We start from the raw sequence: 20609 nt of genomic DNA on the forward strand, positions 1-20609 counted from the left end.
AATAATCATAAGGTCAGGAAAGCTCTGCCCATCCCTTTATGAGAATGGCAGAGCCCTATGTGTCATTAACTTAACAAAAACCGTTGCGCTCAGAGGGGGGCAACCCCACCAATTTGGACGAGATCTCCCTCTTGGCCTAGACCTACTGGCGAGACGCCCGCAGCTGGCCACAGGCGGCATTTTCCTCTAGCCCTCGCGAGTAGCGCACGGTAACGGCAATGCGGCGGTGCTCGAGTTCGGCGACAAAACTGCGAATGCTGGCCTCGCTGGGGCGCTGGTAGTCGGCCTCGTCAATGGGGTTGTAAGGAATTAGGTTGACGTGGCTCTGAAAGCCGCGCAGGTGCTGGGTCAACTCAGTGGCGTTGGTGGGCTGGTCGTTGAGCCCGGCCAGCAAAATATACTCAAAGGTCACCCGCCGACCGGTGAGCTGCACGTACTCGCGGCACTCATCGAGCAGCACCTCTAGGGGGTAGGCCCCGGCACTGGGAATGAGCTGAAGCCGCTGGGGTTGGTTGGAGGCGTGCAGGCTCACCGCTAGGGTTACCTGAAGCTGTTCTGCAGCCAGGGCACGAATGCGGCCCGGCACGCCCACCGTAGATAGGGTGATGGCGCGTTGGCCAATGCCCACATCGCGGTTGAGGCAGCGGATAGCGGCTACGACGTTGGTGCTGTTGAGCAGCGGTTCGCCCATGCCCATAAACACGATGTTGCTTACCCGCTGACCAAAGTCTTCCTGCACCGTCAGGACCTGATCGACGATCTCGTGAACGTCTAAGTTGCGAATAAAGCCCCCTTTACCCGTAGCGCAAAAGTCACAGGCCATGGGGCAACCCACCTGGGATGACACGCACACCGTCAGCCGCTTAGCCGATGGAATACCCACGGTTTCAATCACTTGGTCATCGCGCAGCTTGAGCAGATATTTCACGGTGCCGTCGCTGGCGACAACCCGATGGTGCAGGGTCGAGCGGCCCACATCAACCGACTCCATCGCCTGTCGCCAGGCCTTGGGAAATACGGTGATATCTTGGAGCGATCGCGCCCCCTGATGATATAGCCATTGGTACAGCTGCTTGCCCCGATAGCTGGGCTGCCCCTGGGCCTGCACCCACGCGGTCAGCTCTTCCAGAGATTGACCCAGTAGGGGCGAGTTGGCTGCTGCTAACGTCGCAGGAATCGACCGAGATGAATCATCGGTGGTAGATAGAGGGGTAACAGCCATGGCAGCAAAGAAGGCACAGTCTTTTATTCTACTGGCTTCTCTTCGCGCTGACTGTAAGGCTGGGTACTCGGCGATCCTGCTTATGCTTGAGGAGATACGTTGCTCACGTTTGTAAAGCCTGACCAATCACCCTCTACAAGAGAGTTGTAGGCTATTGAACAGTTTCTAATCGCAATCCCTAGCGACGGTGACGGCTGGGGAAGTTATCGGGGTCGGTGCTGGGCTTGGGGGTGGTCGTGTTGGTGCGCATTAGATCTACGAGTCCTTCCGTCAACATTTTTGGATCCATAAAGACCACTTTGGAGTTGTCGCTCTCCCCAAGCTTTTGGTTGGCTTCCACGTAGCTCTGAGCTAGCAGATAGTTGAGAATCTCGCCAGTGTCGCTGCGATCGGCCAAGGCCTTAGACAGCATTTGAATCGACTGCACCGTGGCCTCGGCCCGTTTAATGGCAGCTTCCTGCTCGCCCTGGGCTTCGAGCACCATGGCCCGGCTTTTCAGCTCTGCCGCCTGCTGCAACTGCATCGATCGCCTCACCTCTTCGGGAGGAATAATTTCTTGCACTTCAACCCGTGTGACTTTGACCCCCCAGGGCTCAGTGGCTTCATCGAGTTGGGAGAGCAGGGCTCGGTTCAATTCATCGCGGGAGGAAAAGGTCTTCTCAAACTCCATCTTGCCGATTTCCGATCGCAGGGTAGTCGTTACCAGTTCTTCAATGCCCTGCTCGACATTTTCAATGGCGTAGTAGGTCAGCTCTAGCTCTAAAATGCGCCAGTACACCACCGCATCTACCTCTAGCGACACGTTGTCGCGGGTAATGGCCCCTTGCTTGGCCACATCAAGAATTTGTTCGCGCACACTGTCTCGCAGCACGATGTAGTCGAGCACGGGCACAATGAAATTTAAGCCTGGCTTAAGTTTGCGGTTGTAGCGCCCCAGTCGCTCGACTAGGGCCTCAGTACCCTGGTTGATAATGCGTACTGAGCCAACGGTATAGCCAATGATGATTAACGCCAGAATTCCAATGATCGACGGCACGGACAGCCCCCAGAGAGACTAAAGGTCGAGTAAGCCTGTTCTACCGACCAGTGTACCGATTTCTGCTGAAAATGGGCTAAAACTCGCTGCAGGCTACATGTTTGAGCACAGTCATCGGCCCCATCGATTTAAGCAGCGCCAATTGCGCTGGGTCTTTGACCAGCAGCGATCCAGCAAACCCCAGCGAGTTTACCGGAATCGATTGGTAACTCTCCTGCTGACGGGCCACGGCCATCATCCAGGTGCGGGTGACCAGCAGGTTGTAGGGCAAGGTTTGGGGCGATTGCTCCCACTTGGCCCCTAGGTGCTCAAGCAGGCTGCGGTAGGTGCTCAGCATAGTGTCTCCCTGGGGGCCAGACTCAGCGTCTAGGGGCAAAATTGCGTGGCGAAAGGGCAACAGGGGAGACGACACCGGCCTGCCGAGGCTCGGGGCCAGGGTGGTGACGATGGTGTCTAGGGGCAGGGGGCTGCGATCGGGGCACAGCGGCGGTGGTACCAGTTGTAGATGTTTGTGCCGCTGACTGGCACCAGCCCGCCGCCCGCCATTGTAAAAGGCCAAACCATCGATCTCGGCCATGGCTGTGGCTAGGGCCTCAAAATCAGCCAAAGTGAGCCAAGTGTCTTGGTCTTCAAAGGCGCGAGTAATGATCAAAATGTGATGATCGACCACATTATATTTATTCAGCAGGCAGAGGTGAGTGGTCGATAGGTCGGCTACGAACAGGTCAGGGTCGTAGGGCAAAAACGGATTAAAGGGTTTGCCCGCAGCACCACTAGCCCGCTGGGCCAGATCGGCTTTCTCTTTGCGCACCAGGTTGGCCAAAATCCTCACCAGAAACCGCATTCCCCCCTGCTCCACAAACTCATAGCGGGTATCGATGGGTTGTAGGGCACCGTAGTCTAGGGCATGGCGAGTTTGCCGCTGAATTTTGCTCCACAGGTCGCCGGGGGCAAACCCGACCTCGGGGGAATACACCATAGGAAATGGCTAGGAGGAACGATTACCTCCCCGACTTTAGCAAACCGATGCTTCCTTCCGCAGCTGTGGAATTGATAATTGCTTTAGGTGTATAAAAAAGTTGATATCTTAGTCGTCCTAATTACTGATTAGAAAGCGGCAACTTAGAATATTATGATGACTTGTAATTATAGGCGTTGGTTAAACACAACAACACCCAAGCTAATATCCAAAGAACTTCCTGCATCTTGTTTAGCCTGTTTGGAGATGAAGAACAAAACTGTGGCCTCAGTGAGGAACTATTTTTGTCCTTAAAGCTCCCATTTGCCTACTTAAGGAAGGGTTGAATTAAGTCTTGGGTGTTGCTGGTTAAACGAGACAGATGTAAAACTAACAGCAGCTTCACTCCTTTTTCTGTGTGGACTTGGCTGTTTTACCTGCCAGGGGAGCCTTGCTGGCTCCACATTCAATATAAATCCTCTAGGGGCTGTTCTTTGGCTTTGAAATGATAGTTAACAGTGCAGAGATGGGCGCTCTTGTTAAGGCTTGAAAAAGAAATTTCTGCAAGAAATTTCTCTAGCAAAACAAAATTTTGAGCGGTTTCTGTAGGGTCGCTGTGGGCTAGGCACTCACGGTTGCCTCAAGGGTTAGCGCTCTGCGGGCCAGTTAAAGCCACGGGTGCGTAAAATTTGCCGTCCGCGCTGGCGGGCCATTTTTTGAAGGTCAATGCTCAAGTCGGTCTCATCGACAATTTCTCCGGTGAGCACTTCGAGGGCGTCTTCGAGGGTAACCACGCCAGACACACCGCCGTACTCGTCTACCACCACCGCTAGGTGTTCGCGGGCGGTTTGAAAGTCTTGCAGCAGTTTGTCGGCTCGTTCGCTTTCGGCTACAAAGCGCACCGGGCGGGCGACCTGGCTGAGCAACTGATGGCCCTGGCCGCGAATGAGGGCGGTAAGCAGCTCGTTTTTGAGCACCAGCCCTACAATGCGATCAATATCGTTGTCAATTACTAAAATGCGGCTGTGCTGGGAGCTGAGGATTTGCTCTTGGGCTGCGGCAATGGTCAGATCGCCGGGCAGGTGGGTAATGGCGACCCGAGGCGTCATGATGTTGACCGATTTCATATCGTTGAGGCGAAACACCCGGCGAATCATCTCGGCTTCGTCGGCTTCGATAATGCCCTCCTGGTGGCCAATGGCAGCCATGAGCTTGATCTCGGCCTCATTGGTGATGGGGAGTTGGCCAGAAACCATAAAGGGGTTAGTGATTTTTTCGAGCAGCCACACTACCGGCGTAAACGCCCAGGTGAGGGTGCGCACGGGTATGGCCACCATGAGGGCAATGGTAATGGCGTAGCGTTCTCCCAAGGTTTTTGGTAGGATTTCGCCCACGAGAATGACCAGGAAAGTGAGCACCCCTGAAAATAGGCCCAACAGCGCATCGCCAAAGGTTCTGGCGGCAATGCCGCCGATCACAATACTGCCGACGATATTAAAAAGATTGTTGAGAATAACGATGGTGGCAACGGGGCGATTAATTTTTTGCCGAATAGTATAGAGGGCGAGTGCGGCAGGCCGTTTAGACTGAGCCAGCTGCCGCGCCTTAAGCAGGGGAACCGAGAGTAGGGCGGTTTCGGTCCCTGAGCACAGCGCCGAACCGAGGAGCATGATCAAAATGGCGATCGCAAGATTCAGCATGGGTTGGTTTGGAACAAACGAAACCGGCGGGGGGGATGTTGTTATGATTCATCTACTATGATCCATTAACGAGATTAATTGACGCCTTCGCGCGACTGGTTCAGTGTGGACTTGGAGGTAACTTCTAAGTTGGCGCTGGGTTAAGTTGCGTAGATTACCTGCCCTGAACGTCCGCCTGTTAGAACCCAATGAGCGATACCATCCTCGACGTTAAGCACCTCACGGTTCAGTTTGAAGTCGATAACCAGCCTATTCAGGCCGTAGACGATATTTCGTTTCAGGTGCAGCGGGGGCAGACCTTAGGAATTGTGGGGGAGTCGGGATCGGGGAAATCGGTGACATCGTTGGCGGTGATGGGGTTGGTACCTTGCCCGCCGGGTCGGGTGGTCAATGGCGAAATCTGGTTTAACGGTGGAGCTGGCGGGGCAAAAGCGCCGGCTGGGGCAATCGATCTGCGTACCCTGAGCGAAACCCAGATGCAGGGCTACCGGGGTGGTCAGGTTTCGATGATTTTTCAGGAGCCGATGAGTTCACTGAACCCGGTGTATACCATAGGGTTTCAGATGGTGGAGGCCATTCGTCAGCACCAAACTATTTCTAAGGAAGCGGCTTGTCAACAGGCGATCGATCGCCTAAAAGAGGTCAAGCTGCTGCCCGCTGACGATAGCCTGCGGATCACTATTCAGGCCGAAAAGCCTCATCTAGATCAGGACTCACTACAGGCCGAAGTCGATCGCCGCCAGCAGGCTATTCTCGATCGCTATCCCCACGAGCTGTCGGGCGGGCAAATTCAGCGGGTCATGATCGCCATGGCAATCTCCTGCAACCCGGCCTTGCTGATTGCCGACGAGCCCACTACGGCGCTGGATGTGACGGTGCAGGCCACGATTCTCGATCTGCTGCGGGAACTGCGCGATCGCCGCGGCATGTCCCTAATCTTTATTACTCACGATCTGGGCATCATTGCTGAGATCGCTGACCAGGTGGCCGTGATGTACCAGGGCAAAATTGTCGAGACTGGCCCAGTGTGGGATATTTTTTCTCAGCCCCAGCACCCCTATACCAAGGGGCTGTTGGCCTGCCGCCCCCAGCCCCATCAACGGCTACGCCTACTGCCAACGGTGGCCGACTTCATGGCCGTTGAGCTAGGGGGCACCGAAATCAACGCTGCCGCCGCTAACGGCGGCCAGCCCGTAGCCATGCCTAGCCCGGTGATTCGGGAGCGAGTGCTCGATGCTGAAGCTCAGTCTCGCTTTGCGCCCCTCACCGAAGCCGAACTGACCACCCGATCGCAGGCTCTGGCTGCCAACGGTCCCCTGTTGGCGGTGGAAAATCTCCAGGTGGGCTATCCGGTGCGGGGGGTGTTTGGCAAAACTCGTCGCCATGTGATGGCGGTGCAGGATGTGTCGTTTCAAATTCAAAAGGGCGAAACCTTTGGCCTGGTGGGTGAGTCGGGCTGTGGTAAAACCACCCTGGGGCGAGCCCTGCTGCGCCTGGTGCCTGCCATGGGTGGCAAAATCTGGTTTGAAGGGCGCGATGTGCTGAGTCTGGGGGCGTCACCGCTCCGGCAACTGCGCCGCGATATGCAAATTGTCTTTCAAGATCCCTACAGCTCCCTCGACCCGCGCATGAGCATCGGGGCCGCGATCGCAGAACCCCTCAAAATCCATGGGGTGATCAAAAGTCGGCGCAATCGGCAGGAACGGGTTGCTTACCTGCTCGATCGCGTCGGCTTACCCACCAGCTGCATCAACCGCTACCCCCACGAATTTTCGGGCGGGCAGCGGCAGCGCGTCTGTATTGCCCGCGCTCTGGCCCTCAACCCCAAGTTCATCATCTGCGACGAATCGGTGTCGGCCCTCGATGTATCGGTGCAGGCCCAGGTGCTGAACCTGCTCAAAGAGCTACAGGCCGAGTTTAACCTCACCTACATCTTCATCTCCCACGATCTGGCGGTAGTGAAGTTTATGAGCGATCGCATTATGGTGATGAACCAGGGCCGAGTCGAAGAAATTGGCCCTGCCGAGCAGGTCTACCGCCAGCCCCAAACCGCCTACACTCAGGCGCTCATCAATGCCATCCCGGTGGGCAGCTTAGATCGCATTCAGCAGTTGCAGCGCGATCGCACCCCAGTGGCCTAAGATCACTCCCTTGCCGCCTGTTCTAACGCCCGTGACTACGGCGCTAGGTGCCCATCAAGAACCCCGGTTCAACGATAGCTGCGGTGGGTACAGCTCCTGGTAGAGGGCTTCAAGGTCGCCTCGGCGATACAAGTGGCGGTTGCCGCGCCGCGATGTACGCCGATCGCAGCCCCGGGCATCGAGCTGCTGCTGTAGCTCTACTCTGGTGCAATTAAAGACTTTAACCGCCTCGCGCAGGGGTACCCACTGCTGAGCAAACTGGTGGCGTAGCGCATCGTCGGAGGTTTCGGCCAGGCGATCGAGCAGCAGGTTGGTCAGCAGCCAGCAAGCTTGGGTATCGGCTAGGGCGCGGTGCGATCGCCCGACGTCAAAGCCAAAATGGCGCACTAGCTGAGGCAAACTACGCGAGGGCAACTCTGCCAGCAGCAGCCGCGATAAAATGACCGTACAAAACCGCTGATCAGGGGGGCGCTCAAACCCCTGGCCCAGCCGCTGATATTCTGACTGAACAAAGCTGTAGTCAAAGGCCAGATTGTGGCCGGTGAGCACCCCCCGATCAAGGGGCGATCGCAGAGTCTGCCACACAATATCGGCGGCGGTGCCCTGTTCAACCATGGCGGTAGTAATGCCCGTCAGTCGAGTGATCGTCTGGGGAACTCGCACTTGGGCATTGACCAAAAACGTAGTCTCGTAGGTAATGCCTGCCTGGCGCGATCCCTGCACCACGGCGATCTCGATTACCCTGGCTTCGTGGGGGCGAGACCCGGTCGTTTCGACGTCGATTACCGTTAGCTGCGCATCAATCAGCTGGCGGTAGTAGGCCAGTAAGTGATCGGTAAAAAGAGCCGTTTGGGCAACACCGCCCACTGACACAGGAACCATAGTGCTCCATCGCAGCAAACCTCTTTAAGGTGCCACACTTTCTGCTATTCAGAACGTTCTACTTAAAGTTTCGACTACGACCTCGTTGGCTAGCAGGGCCGCTGGACACCGGTTTGGTCGTTGCCCATCTATGGTTTCTACCTGACCTATTTGTAGGTGTCCTCAGCGGCTGGCTTGCGTAACAGGCGGGCTAGGCGCTCTCGACCTACTAACCAGAGGAAGGGAAAATCGTCTAACAGATAGCGTTTCCATAACCGGCCCGGCTCGGTGCTCAAGCGGTAAAGCCACTCTAAGCCCAAATCGCTGATCAACTGAGGGGCACGGGGCTTATTGCCCGCCTCAAAGTCAATGGCAGCCCCGACGGCCAGAAAGATATCAATGTTGGGCAGGTGATCGCGGTACTTAGCGATCCACTTTTCCTGTTTTGGGGCACCCACACCCACGACTAGAACGTTGGCCGGTGACTGGCGGATCATCTCTAGAATGCGATCGCACTCAGCCTCGTCCTTTTCAAAGCCAAAGGATGGGGAGTGGGCCTGCACCACAATCTCCCGGCCAATGCGGGCATTGATCCGGGCCAGCGCCTGGTCAGCTACCCCTTCAGCCCCACCCATGAGAAAGATCTTGATGGCCTCATTGTGACGGTGATGCTCACAGAACATGGGAAACAGATCTGAACCAGAAATCTTGGCTTTGATCGGTGTCCCCAGAAACTTGGAGGCAAACATCAGAACCTGGCTGTCGCAGACGCGATAGTCAGCCTTACTATAGGCCTTGACAAAGTCCACGTCTTTCTGAAGTTTCATCAGGTGATCGACGTTGGGGGTGAAGACCACACCCTGCTTGAGCTGACTCAAAAAATCGCTAACTGAAATATTGTCGATGGGAATGTTGAGAATTTCGACTTGACCCTGAATACGCTGCGCCTGCTGCTTACGCAGTTCTCGCGCCGTAGACTCAAGGGCAGCCTTGCGAAACTGGCGGTAAAGCTGCTGCACATCTTCGGCAGGCACCGACTGTTTTGGCGCGGAGCTGGTCTCGCCTGGTAGTACTTCTACTAGTACTTCTGAGGAAATTGAGCTTACCTCGGGCTGTAAACCACTGGCGTCTATCAACTCCTCTGTGGCTCTGTTGCTACCTGGCGTAAAAAACTGTCCAGTAGACTGTAACTCCATAGAATTATCCAACCTCAAGAACCAGAGAGATAGTCATTAACCTGCGCTGGAGCGGTCTAAGGGCCCGCATCCAACTCCACACATCAACTCTCGATGGCCCATTCGCTCGGGCAGATGCATTTGTTGTTACACGCTAACTGAGTGTGATAAAAACGACCAGTTATTTCCGTATAACTACGCTGTATATTCATAAAATATCCCTTGCCGAATGACACCAAAGGCAAAGCTTACGTTAGGTGTGGAAACCGCTATATCCGTATCTGAGTAATCTTGTTCATCCTAGGGTAGGGTGCGAGAAATCACGGAGATTATGGTTAGAGTTCACAAAAGCTGAATACCTCTGTAAAGCTGCTTGAGTGTACGCCGTAGCCCACGGAGGCTTAGGTGTCTATGGCAGTTGTCGACAAGATGCTGGCCTCAATCCTCTAGAATTGCAGCAGAGGCCCCCTGCTCTGTTCCGTACCCTTAGCTTGAGCTAAGGGCGCGCCTGACTTCGTACAGGTTACCCACGCGGCGCTCAAATCCTTCTGTCACCGTTGCCCATGACCTTCCTTCCTCGCGATGTTCAGCTTTATGCCATGGCGGCTGGCACGACTGTGCTGCGCTGCCGCAGTTGGAACCGTCTACGCTTTGAAATTGAGTACGCTCTAGAACGAGGTACTACCGCCAACAGCTATCTCATCCAGGGCGATCGCACAGCCCTGATCGATCCCCCTGGCGAATCCTTTAATGAGGTGTTTTTAGCGGCCCTAGAGCGGCATATCGACTTATATCAGCTCAACTACATTATTCTGGGGCACATTAACCCCAACCGGGTTGAGACCTTAAAGATCTTGCTGAAGCGATTGCCAGAAGTGACAGTAGTATGCTCTAATCCAGCGGCTCTGGCTCTGAGAGATTTGCTGCCCGATGCCTCGCCTCGGCTGCGGGTGATACGCAGTGGCGAAGACAGTCTAGATCTGGGGCAGGGGCATCATCTAACCTTTGAACTGATTCCTACGCCCCGCTATCCTGGTGGGCTATCCACCTTTGACCCCTACTCTAGGGTGCTGTACACCGATAAGTTTTTTGGGGCGCACCGCTGTGATGAATCGGTCTTTGATCTGAGCTGGACCGATCTGTTAGAAGATCGGCGCTACTATTTTGATTGCCTGTTTGCAGCTAGCACCCGACAGGTACAAGGAGCCTTGGGCAGGCTGGCGGCGTTGTCCTTTCAGATCATTGCGCCGGGCCATGGGCCGGTGGTGCGTTACAGTCCCCATGAGCTATTTCAGAGCTATCGCGACTGGAGTGAGGCCCAAACGGCTCAAGACCTCTCGGTGGCACTAATCTACGCTTCAGCCTACGGGAATACAGCCACCATTGCCCAGGCGCTTGCCCGGGGTATCACCAAGTCAGGGGTAGCGGTGGAGGCCATTAATGCTGAGCAAGCGAGCCCTGACGATATTAAAGAGGCGGTAGAAAACTCCGCTGGATTTTTAATGGGGTCACCGACTCTCGGTGGCCATGCGCCCACCCCAATGCAGACGGCCCTAGGCATTGTGCTGTCAACTGCCTCTAAGGCCCAACCGGCCGGAGTGTTTGGCTCCTTTGGCTGGAGCGGTGAGGCGATTGACCTGCTGGAGAGCAAGCTCAAAGATGGGGGCTATAGCCTGGCCTTTGAGCCTATTCGGGTCAAGTTTAAGCCCACCGATGTCACGCTTAAATACTGTGAAGAAGTGGGTACAGACTTTGCCCAAGGCTTGAAAAAGGCTAAGCGGGCTAAGCAGCCCCGCACCCCGGCCTCGGCAGTAGAACAGGCGGTGGGGCGAATTGTGGGGGCGCTGTGTATTGTGACGGCTCGCCAAGGTGAGGTGTCAAGTGCCATGCTGGCGTCCTGGGTGTCTCAAGCCTCGTTTACGCCCCCAGGCTTTACGGTGGCGGTGGCCAAAGATCGGGCGATCGAGTCGTTGTTGTATCCCGGCAGCTCCTTTGTGCTGAATATTTTAGCGGAGGGTCGTCATCTAGGACCGATGAAGCATTTTTTGAAGCCCTTTGCCCCCGGCGAAGACCGCTTTGCCGATCTAGAGATCGATGTGGCGGAGAACGGTGCGCCGATTTTGGCTGAGGCGATCGCCTACCTGGAGTGCACTGTCGCTCAGCGGATGGAGTGCGGTGATCACTGGCTGGTGTACGCCACCGTGGAGGCTGGACGCGTGCTTGATGGTAACGCTAAAACGGCTATTCACCATCGCCGCACCGGCACTCACTATTAAGCTGCGTGAACGACTGACGCTCAAGTGGCTAGGCTACAACTGAATATGCTACGAGTAAGGATACTGGTTAGGGGGCTGAGTGGCTTAACTGGAGCACTTTTCAGCCCTCTGTTTGATCTCCCTGGGGGCCAGATCCTAGGCTCAAGGGCCAGGTTGGATTGGGTCGTGGTGCTGGTAGTTTGGGTTTTAGGGCCTCAACCGCCGGACCGGTCTGGCACAATTTGGCCACCGGTTTTCCATGACGTTAAGCAAACCGCTTTAAAATTCCAAGGTTTATGCCCGCTGTTTCCCACTGCTCCGATCGCGGTCAAACCCTGCAATCGGCGTACCGGTTTTTAGAACGCTGGCTCAGCCAGGCCAGGCAGAGTCATCAGCCCCAGTTGGTGACTCTGAGTTTTGATATTCCGCCTGTAGATCCTTTGCTGGTGCTGTCTCGATTAGCACCCAGCTGCGATCGCCACCTCTACCTCGAAAACCCTGAGGCTCAGAGGTCAGTGGTTGGCTTTGGGACGGCCCTGGTGTACGAAACCGCTGGGCCTTACCGATTTGCCCAAGCGCGTCGATTCATTGAGCAGTGGCGCGGCAAAACGCGCTGTTATGACGAATCTGGGGAAGCCATCGCCCCGGGCGGGGCCAACTGGTCTCGGTTTTTTTGCGCGTTTACTTTTTTCGCTGACTCCCAAGGAGATTCGGCTGGATTCCCTGCCGCGACGGTGGTGTTGCCTGAGTGGCAACTGGTGCACCAAGGGTGTCAGGGGGTGCTAACCATGAACCGCCTGGTGACGGCCACCACCGATGCCGCTGCCCTGATTGATGCGCTGGCCGATCAGCTACGGGCTATAGAACGTCTGGGCACCCTGGCTTGGCGAGACCCTCTGCCCTCAACCATGCCGCCGGTACAACCAGCCGCTGAAGCTGGGCAACAGTTTAGAACGGCGGTCAGTCGTGCCCTAGGCCACATGACCCAGCATCCAGTCCAAAAAATTGTGCTGGCCCACGCTCTGGATTGGGGCAGTACCGAACCTTTTCAGCCCCTAGCGGCTTTAGGTCGCCTCCGGCAGCGTTACCCTGACTGCCACATTTTTTCGGTTGGTCAGGGCAACGGCAAAACCTTTATGGGGGCCAGTCCAGAGCGTTTGCTAAGTCTTACCCAGGGGCAGCTGATTACCGATGCGCTGGCGGGGTCGGCCCCGCGGGGAACGGCCACTACGCAGGATGACCGTTTAGCGGAGGGTTTGCTGCACAACCCAAAGGAACGGGGCGAACACCAGCTGGTGGTCGAGTTCCTGGCGCGACAGCTGCAAGGGGTAGGGTTGCGGCCCCAGCATCAACCTCTGCCCAGGGTGCGGCGGCTTTCGAATATTCAGCATTTGCATACGCCGATGTGGGCTAGGGTGCCTCGCCATATTCATCCGCTGCAAATTGTCGAGGCACTGCACCCAACTCCGGCTGTGGCCGGGGTACCTACCCGAGAGGCCTGTGCCCAAATTTTGCGGTTTGAAGACTTTGATCGCGGCTTGTACGCAGCTCCGTTGGGCTGGGTTGGGGCCAATGGCGACAGCGAGTTTATCGTGGGCATTCGCTCGGCCTTAGTGGCGGATACCTGGGTGCGTCTCTACGCTGGGGCTGGTATTGTGGCAGGGTCTAACCCCGATCGCGAATGGGCTGAAATTAAGCTCAAGCTGCGCGCCCTGGGCGAGTCGCTGGTGTAGGCTACCTGCCCCTGTTTTTAAGCTATGACCTTTGATTTTCGCAATACCAATACTCTGTGGGCCTCGGTACTGGCGACTACCTTGGCTCGGTTGGGGCTCAAAACAGCGGTGATTTCTCCCGGCTCTCGGTCTACACCGCTGACGGTGGCCCTGGTGATGCAGCCTGAGATTGAGGCTGTACCGGTACTAGACGAGCGCTCGGCGGCATTTTTTGCTTTGGGCATAGCCCGACGGACGGGGCAGCCCGTGGCGCTGGTCTGCACTTCTGGCACCGCTGGGGCCAACTACTATCCTGCGGTGATTGAAGCCCGAGAAAGCCGTTTACCGCTGCTGGTGTTGACGGCCGATCGCCCCCCGGAGCTGCGCGACTGCGCCTCGGGGCAGACCATCGACCAGCAGCGACTGTTTGGTACTTTCCCCACCTGGTATGCGGAGCTGGCGCTGCCAGTGGCTGAGACAGAAATGTTGCGCTACCTGCGGCAAACCCTGGTGCAGGCCTGGGGGCGATCGCTCTATCCTGTGGCTGGGCCAGTGCACCTCAACTGCCCGTTTCGCGACCCCCTAGCTCCTGTGGCTGAGGCCTCGGCGATATCTTTGCTCTCTTTAGAGGATAAGCTCAATGACGACTTTCTGGCGGCGATGCCTGTACCTGTGCCCCGGGCTGTGCCGGGGGTAACTTGGCCAGAGTTCGAGACATGGCAAGGGTGCGATCGCGGCCTGATCATTGCTGGCCCAGCCCAACCGGTCGATCCACTGGCTTACTGTAAGGCGGTTGCAGCGCTTGCCGCTACGCTAGGCTGGCCCGTGCTGGCCGAGGGGCTGTCTCCGCTGCGCAATGGGGCGGCGCTCAACCCCTGGTTAGTGACCACCTACGACCTGGCTCTGGGGCAGCCGACCTGGGCAGCCGATCTGGTGCCAGATCAGGTGATTCAGCTGGGTGCCCTGCCGACCAGTAAACGGCTGCGTGCTTGGTTACAATCCACTCAGCCCCGTCGTTGGGTGGTGGATGCCGCAGGCACAAATCTCGACCCTCTCCATGGCCCGACCACAGTGGTGCCCTTGACCCTAGAGGCGCTGACGCGGGCGCTGCCTCCCGCTGAGTCGATGCTGGCGACCCCCTACCGCGAGCAGTGGTTGACCCTAGAGGCGACCCTACGCGCCCATTTAGACACGACCTTGGCGGCGGTGGCCTACCCTTTTGAGGGCAAGGTGCCCTGGCTACTGGCCCGCTGCCTGCCGTCAGATACTCCGCTGATGATTGCCAACAGTATGCCGATCCGCGATGTGGAATGGTTTTGGCCACCGGGCGATCGCGGCATTCGTCCCTATTGCAACCGGGGCGCTAACGGCATTGATGGCACCCTCTCGACGGCCCTAGGCATGGCCCACGGTGGCCCTCCCACGGTGCTCCTGACGGGCGATCTGGCGCTGCTGCACGATACCAATGGCTGGCTCAGTGTCCCCCGTCTGCGGGGGCACCTAACCGTGGTGGTGGTCAATAATCGGGGAGGAGGTATCTTTGAGCGTTTACCCATTGCTACCCTGGATACCCCCGAAGCAACCTGGTTTGAAGAGTTCTTTGCCACCCCTCAAACCGTAGACCTCAACCGCCTTTGTGCGGCCTATGGAGTGAGCTACGAGCGAGTCGAAACCTGGGCACAGTTAGAATCTAGCGTGAGTAGCCTGCCCGAGCGCGGGGTGCGGCTGCTGGAGGTACGGTGCGATCGCAAGCAGTCCCACAGAATTCGCCAAACTCTGCTCACGCCACCCCCAACGCTCTAGAACTCTGGACTCAAGTTGGTGGATCAGTCCTTTGGGCGAACGGCGGTAAGGCCTGCGGCCAGGCTATGCCAACGCCCCTACAGGTTGACCGGTTGGGTATCGGGTGTATGGCAGTCGGATTCGGTATTAACTGCTCTTGGCCTGGGGCAGCCAAAAGGTAAACTCACTTCCCTGACCGATCTCGCTCTTAACCTCAATTTTGCCTCCCTGCACCTCCACTAGGCGGCGGCAGATGGTTAGGCCCAAGCCGGTACCACCAGAGCTGCGGTTACGGGAGCGATCGGCCCGCCAAAACCGCTCAAAGACGTAGGGTACATCTTCCTCCGCAATGCCAATGCCGGTGTCCGCCACGCTGACATAAATTCGACCGGTTTGGGCCCAGGCATTCACGGTTACCGCTCCTTTCTCGGTGTAGCGCAGGGCGTTGCCCAGCAGGTTGATCACAATTTGCTCAATACGGCTGGGATCAGCGTAGGCTAGCGGCAGGTCGGGCTCGCACTGCAGGGTAATCACGACGCGATCGGTGCTGACAAACTGATCGGCAAAGGGCCGCACCAGAGCGGTCAACAGAGGACACAAATTCACTGATTGGGCTTGAATGGGCAGGTAACCCGCCTCCAGCTTTGACAGTTCTTGGAGGTCGTTAACCAGTCGTTGCAGGCGCGTCGTCTCTCCGGCTAGTCGCTGGTAAAGCTCGGGTTCTGGAGTGACAGTGCCGTCGGCCAACCCCTCCAGATAGCCATGGATGATGGTGAGCGGGGTGCGCAACTCGTGGGTCAAATCACCAATTAGCTCGCGGCGGTGTTCTTCTACGCCTTCCAGGTCTGCTGCCATGCGGTTAAAGCTGCTAGCTAACCGCTGAATTTCTAAAATCTCTGAGGGTGGTACGCGCTCATTGAGATGGCCCGCTGCAAACGATCGCGTCACCTCGGTCATCTGGTCAAGGGGGCGAATAATCCGTCGCGATACTAGGTAACTGAGCCCCCCGGACGTGCTGCCTCCGACTAAAATTGCCCACAGCATGCCTCGGCTCCAGGCGGCTTCAAACCCCTTTACCAGCTGAGTGCGGCGCTGTACACTCAGCACCCCATTCTCGTAACGCTCTAGGGAAATGACAAAGAGACGGGGCGTGTAGAGCCGCCCAATAATGGCCAGGGTCAAAATGCCGATTCCCATCACCGCCAGGTGAGATAGAAACAGCCGACTTCGCAGGCTAACTTTGGCCATAGCACAGACAATCTTGAGATTTAGCCTAGGGCTTCGCCCACAGCAAACGGGTGGGCTACAACGCTGGTTTGAGGTGCCAGTATAGCAACTGCCACCCCGGTTGGTGAATGGCCAGGTCAATCCCTAGGCTAGACCAGACTACGCAGGAGTGTTTTGCAAGTCAGGTTGTTCCTCGGGCAAAATAGCCCCTTCAACTGGGCACACTTGAAGGCAAATGCCACAGTCAATACAGGTCGAAAAGTCGATCCAGTACCAGTCAGTGCCCTTGGTATTTTTGCCGGGGCCTTCGTGAATGCAGGCGACTGGGCAAGCATCGACGCAGTCGGCGACTCCTTCACAGACGTTAGTCACAATGGTGTGGGCCACAATCTCTCCTTAGGGGCATAGAACGGTTAGGTTGCCCCTACCCGTTACGCCTTTCCCCAGGGGGAACTTAGCCGGGGCGGCAACCATCCCTCACGTTAGTGCAGGGCTTCAATATCTGGCAACCCGTCGGGACTAATCCAGGCGATGCGGCTAATACGGCGCTGGCGAGCCAGGTCACGGGTGGCCGCAGCCGGTTCGTCTGGGGCCAGGTGGACCTCAGCGCGCACTACACTAGCAGAGGCTCGCAGCGTTTGGGCGTAGGTAAAGGCGGCGGCGGCGGCCTGCGGCACAGTGGGTACTACCAGCCAGTCGCTGGGGGGCGTATCTTGGGGCAGATGTCCGGTGGGCAGCAGCACCTGATGCAGCGCCTCAATATTCAACACAAACCCAATGCCGGGAAAGCCCTCGCCCTGCCCTTGAAATACGGCTAGTAAGTGGTCGTAGCGGCCCCCTTGGCCCAAAACCTGGCACCCTTGCTCAGGACCGCTGACTACCTCAAACACTAGGCCAGTGTAATAGTCAAAGGGTTGAATGAGGCTGAGGTCTAAGGTGAGGGCGATCGCCTGAGATTTAGTCACCTCCCGCACCATGGCCACCAAAGACTTAAGGCGCTCTACAGCCGTTTGGGTGTCGGCTTCTAAGGGCAATTGCCCTAACGATTGCAGCACATCCTCAGGGTGACCCCGCAAGTCCAGCAGGGCGAGGGCGTGTTGGCGCAGATCTGGGGGCAGGTCGAGCCCCTCTAGGGCCACCCGGTCAAGGGCGGCCAGGGCCTGACGTACAGGCTGACGCTGCTCGGGGGCAAAGGGCGTGAGCAGGGCCTGAGTCAGTTGGGCATCGCCTAAAATCAGGCACCAGCCGTCGAGGTGAAGGTTTTGTAGGCTGTCTAGGAGCAGCAGCAGCATCTCGGCATCGGCTACGGTTGCTCCTGCGCCTAAGAGCTCAACTCCAGCCTGGTAAAACTCTTGTTGGCCGCCGTGACTGCCCGTGGCGGCTTGGCGAAACACGTTGGCGTTGTAGTACAGCCGCTGGGGATAGGTAACCCGCGCCAGGCGGGTCACGGCGGTGCGGGCAATGGACGCAGTGAGCTCCGGCCGCAGCCCCAGGTGCATGCCCCCGGAGGGCTGAAGTTCGATCACCGCTGCCTGGTCAATGGCACCGCCGGCCATCAGCGTGTCCATGCGCTCTACCGTCGAGGTAATAATGCGGTGATAACCCCAGCGCTGAAAGACCTGTTCTAGGCGATTTTCAATCCAGTGTTTTTGGGCAACATCGAGGGGGAGTAGGTCACGGGCTCCGGTAGGAGGTTGGTAGGTCATCATTTTTTCTTGCCTCCAAATAGTCCAAAGAAACCGCCGCCCCGATCAGAGGATTTGGGGTCAGAGGTCTTGGGGTTAGCGCCCTTGGCGGTGGAGGGCTTAGCTGAGCCCGTGGTTGATCCGCCGCTGGCTTTGTCGACGCGGGCCTGTATTTGGCTAGCCCGCTCATCATTAGGGTTGATCTCGAGGGCGCGCTTGGCATGAATACGGGCCATAGTGCTCTGGCCAGCCTTGAAGTAAAGCATGGCAAGGTAGCTGTGGCAGGCACCATTGTGCGGATAAGTTTTAACCGCCTCTCGCAGCTCTAGAATGGCGCGGCTATAGTCTTTGTTTTGCTCGTATTCCTGGGCACGGTTGATATAGCTGTCTAAAATGGCGGCCTGGTTTTGTCGAGGGAGCGGCGATGCCGTCGTTGTCGGAGTATTGGGCCGAGCCTGTGTCTGGCGGGCCGGCTGGCTGCTGGAAGTGCGATCGCTAGCACTACTGCGGTACAGATAAACCAGATTGAGTTCGCTCAGTTCGCCCATCACCTTAGAGACTACCTCTAGCTGGTCAAACTGACGCTCGGCCAGGCCGCTGACCGCCTGGCGATAGGCGGCGTCGATGTGGGCCGCTTTGAGCAAATCTTGAGCTAGGGCTGAGGTCACCGGCGGTGCTGTGCCAGTTTGGCGTAGAGATTGTCCCTTGAGCTTGAGCACCAGCGCATGCTCAGTACTCGATTTCTCTTGGCTGAGGGCTTCGTAGGCGGGGTTGACCAGTTTCGAAAGCACGTCGCTGGCCTGCTGGGCCTGCGTGGCGGTCGCCCCGGACAAACTGTCGGGATGCAGCTTGCGGGCAATCGCTAGGTAACGCTTGCGCACGGCCTTAGCATCGGCGGTAATGGGAACCCCCAACACTGCATGATGGTCGTCAAAGTCAAATTGAAACAGCCCTTGATCTGGTTTCATGGTCGCTTACCCGAGGGATGGCTCAGGGGACATAAGACACAAGTTAAATCACTGAGTTAAATGTTCTTACTGTACTCAGCCAAACTAAGTTTAACCATCTCGATGGCGTTTTATTGAGTTTGGCGCTGACTAGATGCTGGCTCCGAGCTTAGGTAGGTAGATCTAAGAGCGGTAGAGTTAAGGGTTTAATCTGCCCCAGCGTATGGCTCATAACCGAGTGAATATGGCCATTGGTGGCCAGTAGACGACCACTCATTACTTCCAACGTACTGCCATCGTAAGCGGTCACCTGTCCGCCCGCCTCGCGTACCAGAGCAATACCGGCGGCAATATCCCAAGGCGAAAGGCCCCGTTCCCAGTAGCCGTCGAGGCGGCCACAGGCAACATAGGCCAGGTCGATGGCAGCGGATCCACCCCGACGTACCCCTTGGGTGAGGTGGGTGAGGTGGCAAAATTCGGCGTAGTTGTTGTCGGGGGTTTCACGGCGATCGTAGGCAAAGCCAGTCACTAGCAGACTTTGGGCCAGCTGCTTGGTGGCTGATACGTGAATGGGGCGGCGGTTAAGGGTGGCCCCTAGGCCAGTGGCGGCGCGAAATAAATCGTGATGAATGGGGTCATAGATCACCCCCAGCACAGGCTCTCCTTCCGCCAGTAGGCCGATAGATACGGCACAAAAGGGGTACTGATGGGTATAGTTGGTGGTGCCATCTAGGGGGTCAATGGCCCACAGCAACGTGGCATTGGGGTTGCCTCCAGCCCCTGACTCTTCAGCCAAAATGCCGTGTTCGTTGGGTAGGTGGCGCTGGAGTACGGCCATCACCGCAGCTTCAGCCCCTCGGTCGGCTTCGGTAACTAAATCACCCGATCGCCCCTTTTCGTCAATGCTCGTCAGGTTACCCCAGTGGTGCTGGAGCACGGCTCCGGCAGCCAGGGCGGCTTCGGTGGCGCTGTCGAGCCAGCGTTGCAAATCAGACTGAAGGGGAATCGCCATGAAAAACTAGGTTGAGATGAAATGGACGCTGCTCATAACCGCCGGGACAAACAATCCGCTAGTCTTCTTCCAAGGGAAGGCCACGGCGAATTTTACCCTTGCCAAAGTACCGACCAAACTGAAGCTCGTAGACCTCGTCTTCATCCTGAGTTTCGGCCTGAATGTTGCTGCGGGGATAGCTGACGCACAGCAGTGCGTAGCCCTGCTTACGCAGGTCAGGGGAAAGCCCCATGGCCTCGGGCTGCTCCACTTCCCCAGCTAGCAGGCGCACGGCGCAGGTGGTGCAAGCCCCATTGCGGCAGGCAAAGGGCAGCTCAACCCCTTGGCTTTCAGCAAATTGAAGAATGTAGCGGTCTTCGGGAACCTCTACAGTGAAAATACGACCGGTTTGGCGATGGTGGATGGTGACGGTGTGGGTGCGGGTCATAGCGACAGTCAGGTGGGGCAAAGATAGGGTAAACAAGCGGTTGGGGCGCGATCGCAGCACAGCAATGGCGCTCAGGCTTGCCCATGCCCTTGCTATGCTCTCACGAAAAATTCCCCTGGGGCAAACTGACCGAGGCCGATTTAAATGCTGAATCTATCTAGAAACTGCACCGACCTCTGTTATCTCGTCCCATTGTTTGCTACGATAGCGTCTCAGCGGTGATGAACCGCTCCCTGGAGAGATGGCCGAGCGGTTGAAGGCGCAGCACTGGAAATGCTGTTTAGGGGTGACTCTAACGAGGGTTCGAATCCCTCTCTCTCCGTTTTAGACGATACTTCCCCTGAGATGCTGTGTTTACAGTCTCAGGTTGGTCCTCCTTAGAGGACCCTTAGGCACTTCTGGGAAACGTTCTCCCTCATGGTGGACAGTGCCCCAACCTAGGGTGGCTACAGTCGGCGCATACAGTGAG

General features: G+C 57.0%; 16 protein-coding genes and 1 tRNA gene. 5 read left to right on the forward strand and 12 right to left on the reverse strand.

From position 1 onward, the window contains the following. Positions 1 to 142: 142 nt before the first annotated feature. The 4 genes from rlmN to RRF56_RS21215 all read right to left on the reverse strand — a co-directional run bounded on the left by rlmN (position 143) and on the right by RRF56_RS21215 (position 4916). Positions 143 to 1222 (reverse strand): 23S rRNA (adenine(2503)-C(2))-methyltransferase RlmN, encoded by a 1080-nt coding sequence (rlmN, locus tag RRF56_RS21200; protein WP_317035145.1) that lies wholly within the window; start codon positions 1220 to 1222, stop codon positions 143 to 145. A gap of 178 nt (positions 1223 to 1400) precedes the next feature. Beyond that, positions 1401 to 2258 (reverse strand): stomatin-like protein, encoded by an 858-nt coding sequence (locus tag RRF56_RS21205; protein ID WP_317035146.1) that lies wholly within the window; start codon positions 2256 to 2258, stop codon positions 1401 to 1403. Between the two features lie 76 nt (positions 2259 to 2334). Next, positions 2335 to 3237 carry an ATP adenylyltransferase family protein gene (locus tag RRF56_RS21210; RefSeq protein ID WP_317035147.1) on the reverse strand — a complete coding sequence of 301 codons (903 nt, stop codon included), beginning with the start codon at positions 3235 to 3237 and terminating at the stop codon, positions 2335 to 2337. Between the two features lie 626 nt (positions 3238 to 3863). Continuing rightward, the gene (locus RRF56_RS21215; RefSeq protein ID WP_317035148.1) at positions 3864 to 4916 is read right to left on the reverse strand and encodes a hemolysin family protein; all 1053 of its coding nucleotides are present in this window, start codon (positions 4914 to 4916) and stop codon (positions 3864 to 3866) included. Between the two features lie 188 nt (positions 4917 to 5104). Between RRF56_RS21215 and RRF56_RS21220 the strand changes: the two genes are divergently transcribed. Then, complete coding sequence (locus RRF56_RS21220; protein ID WP_317035149.1) at positions 5105 to 7057, forward strand: ABC transporter ATP-binding protein; 1953 nt, start codon at positions 5105 to 5107, stop codon at positions 7055 to 7057. A 54-nt stretch (positions 7058 to 7111) separates the two neighbouring features. Here the strand turns inward: RRF56_RS21220 and RRF56_RS21225 are convergent, their stop codons facing one another. Together RRF56_RS21225 and RRF56_RS21230 are read right to left on the reverse strand one after the other, a co-directional pair. Further along, entirely contained in the window at positions 7112 to 7939 is an 828-nt protein-coding gene (locus RRF56_RS21225) for a 3'-5' exonuclease (RefSeq protein WP_317035150.1), read from the reverse strand. A 146-nt stretch (positions 7940 to 8085) separates the two neighbouring features. Continuing rightward, complete coding sequence (locus RRF56_RS21230; protein ID WP_317035151.1) at positions 8086 to 9114, reverse strand: WecB/TagA/CpsF family glycosyltransferase; 1029 nt, start codon at positions 9112 to 9114, stop codon at positions 8086 to 8088. Between the two features lie 542 nt (positions 9115 to 9656). Here RRF56_RS21230 and RRF56_RS21235 point away from each other — a divergent pair. The 3 genes from RRF56_RS21235 (at position 9657) to menD (ending at position 14863) form a co-directional block, all read left to right on the forward strand. After that, entirely contained in the window at positions 9657 to 11369 is a 1713-nt protein-coding gene (locus RRF56_RS21235) for a diflavin flavoprotein (RefSeq protein WP_317035152.1), read from the forward strand. Positions 11370 to 11644: 275 nt separating this feature from the next. Beyond that, the gene (locus tag RRF56_RS21240; protein ID WP_317035153.1) at positions 11645 to 13081 is read left to right on the forward strand and encodes an isochorismate synthase; all 1437 of its coding nucleotides are present in this window, start codon (positions 11645 to 11647) and stop codon (positions 13079 to 13081) included. Between the two features lie 24 nt (positions 13082 to 13105). Beyond that, positions 13106 to 14863, forward strand: coding sequence for a 2-succinyl-5-enolpyruvyl-6-hydroxy-3-cyclohexene-1-carboxylic-acid synthase (menD, locus tag RRF56_RS21245; protein ID WP_317035154.1), 1758 nt, complete (start codon positions 13106 to 13108; stop codon positions 14861 to 14863). Between the two features lie 126 nt (positions 14864 to 14989). Here menD and RRF56_RS21250 read toward each other — a convergent pair whose 3' ends face one another. From RRF56_RS21250 to RRF56_RS21275, 6 genes are all read right to left on the reverse strand, one after another. After that, entirely contained in the window at positions 14990 to 16090 is a 1101-nt protein-coding gene (locus RRF56_RS21250) for a HAMP domain-containing sensor histidine kinase (protein ID WP_317035155.1), read from the reverse strand. 138 nt (positions 16091 to 16228) lie between these two features. After that, the gene (locus tag RRF56_RS21255) at positions 16229 to 16456 is read right to left on the reverse strand and encodes an indolepyruvate ferredoxin oxidoreductase subunit alpha (RefSeq protein WP_194052935.1); all 228 of its coding nucleotides are present in this window, start codon (positions 16454 to 16456) and stop codon (positions 16229 to 16231) included. Positions 16457 to 16551: 95 nt separating this feature from the next. Further along, a complete protein-coding gene (locus RRF56_RS21260) occupies positions 16552 to 17775 on the reverse strand; it encodes an ATP phosphoribosyltransferase regulatory subunit (protein ID WP_410510662.1) in 1224 nt (407 codons plus the stop codon). Then, positions 17775 to 18722, reverse strand: a complete 948-nt coding sequence (locus RRF56_RS21265) for a tetratricopeptide repeat protein (RefSeq protein ID WP_317035157.1) — start codon at positions 18720 to 18722, stop codon at positions 17775 to 17777. Before RRF56_RS21265 ends, RRF56_RS21260 begins: the two co-directional genes overlap by 1 nt. 148 nt (positions 18723 to 18870) lie before the next feature. Then, positions 18871 to 19713 (reverse strand): inositol monophosphatase family protein, encoded by an 843-nt coding sequence (locus RRF56_RS21270; protein WP_317035158.1) that lies wholly within the window; start codon positions 19711 to 19713, stop codon positions 18871 to 18873. A gap of 58 nt (positions 19714 to 19771) precedes the next feature. Then, complete coding sequence (locus RRF56_RS21275; protein ID WP_410510663.1) at positions 19772 to 20140, reverse strand: 2Fe-2S iron-sulfur cluster-binding protein; 369 nt, start codon at positions 20138 to 20140, stop codon at positions 19772 to 19774. 235 nt (positions 20141 to 20375) lie between these two features. Between RRF56_RS21275 and RRF56_RS21280 the strand changes: the two genes are divergently transcribed. Continuing rightward, positions 20376 to 20462: transfer RNA gene (locus RRF56_RS21280), tRNA-Ser, on the forward strand. The last annotated feature ends 147 nt before the right edge of the window (positions 20463 to 20609 follow it).

Source organism: Nodosilinea sp. E11, assembly GCF_032813545.1.
Lineage (GTDB): Bacteria > Cyanobacteriota > Cyanobacteriia > Phormidesmidales > Phormidesmidaceae > Nodosilinea.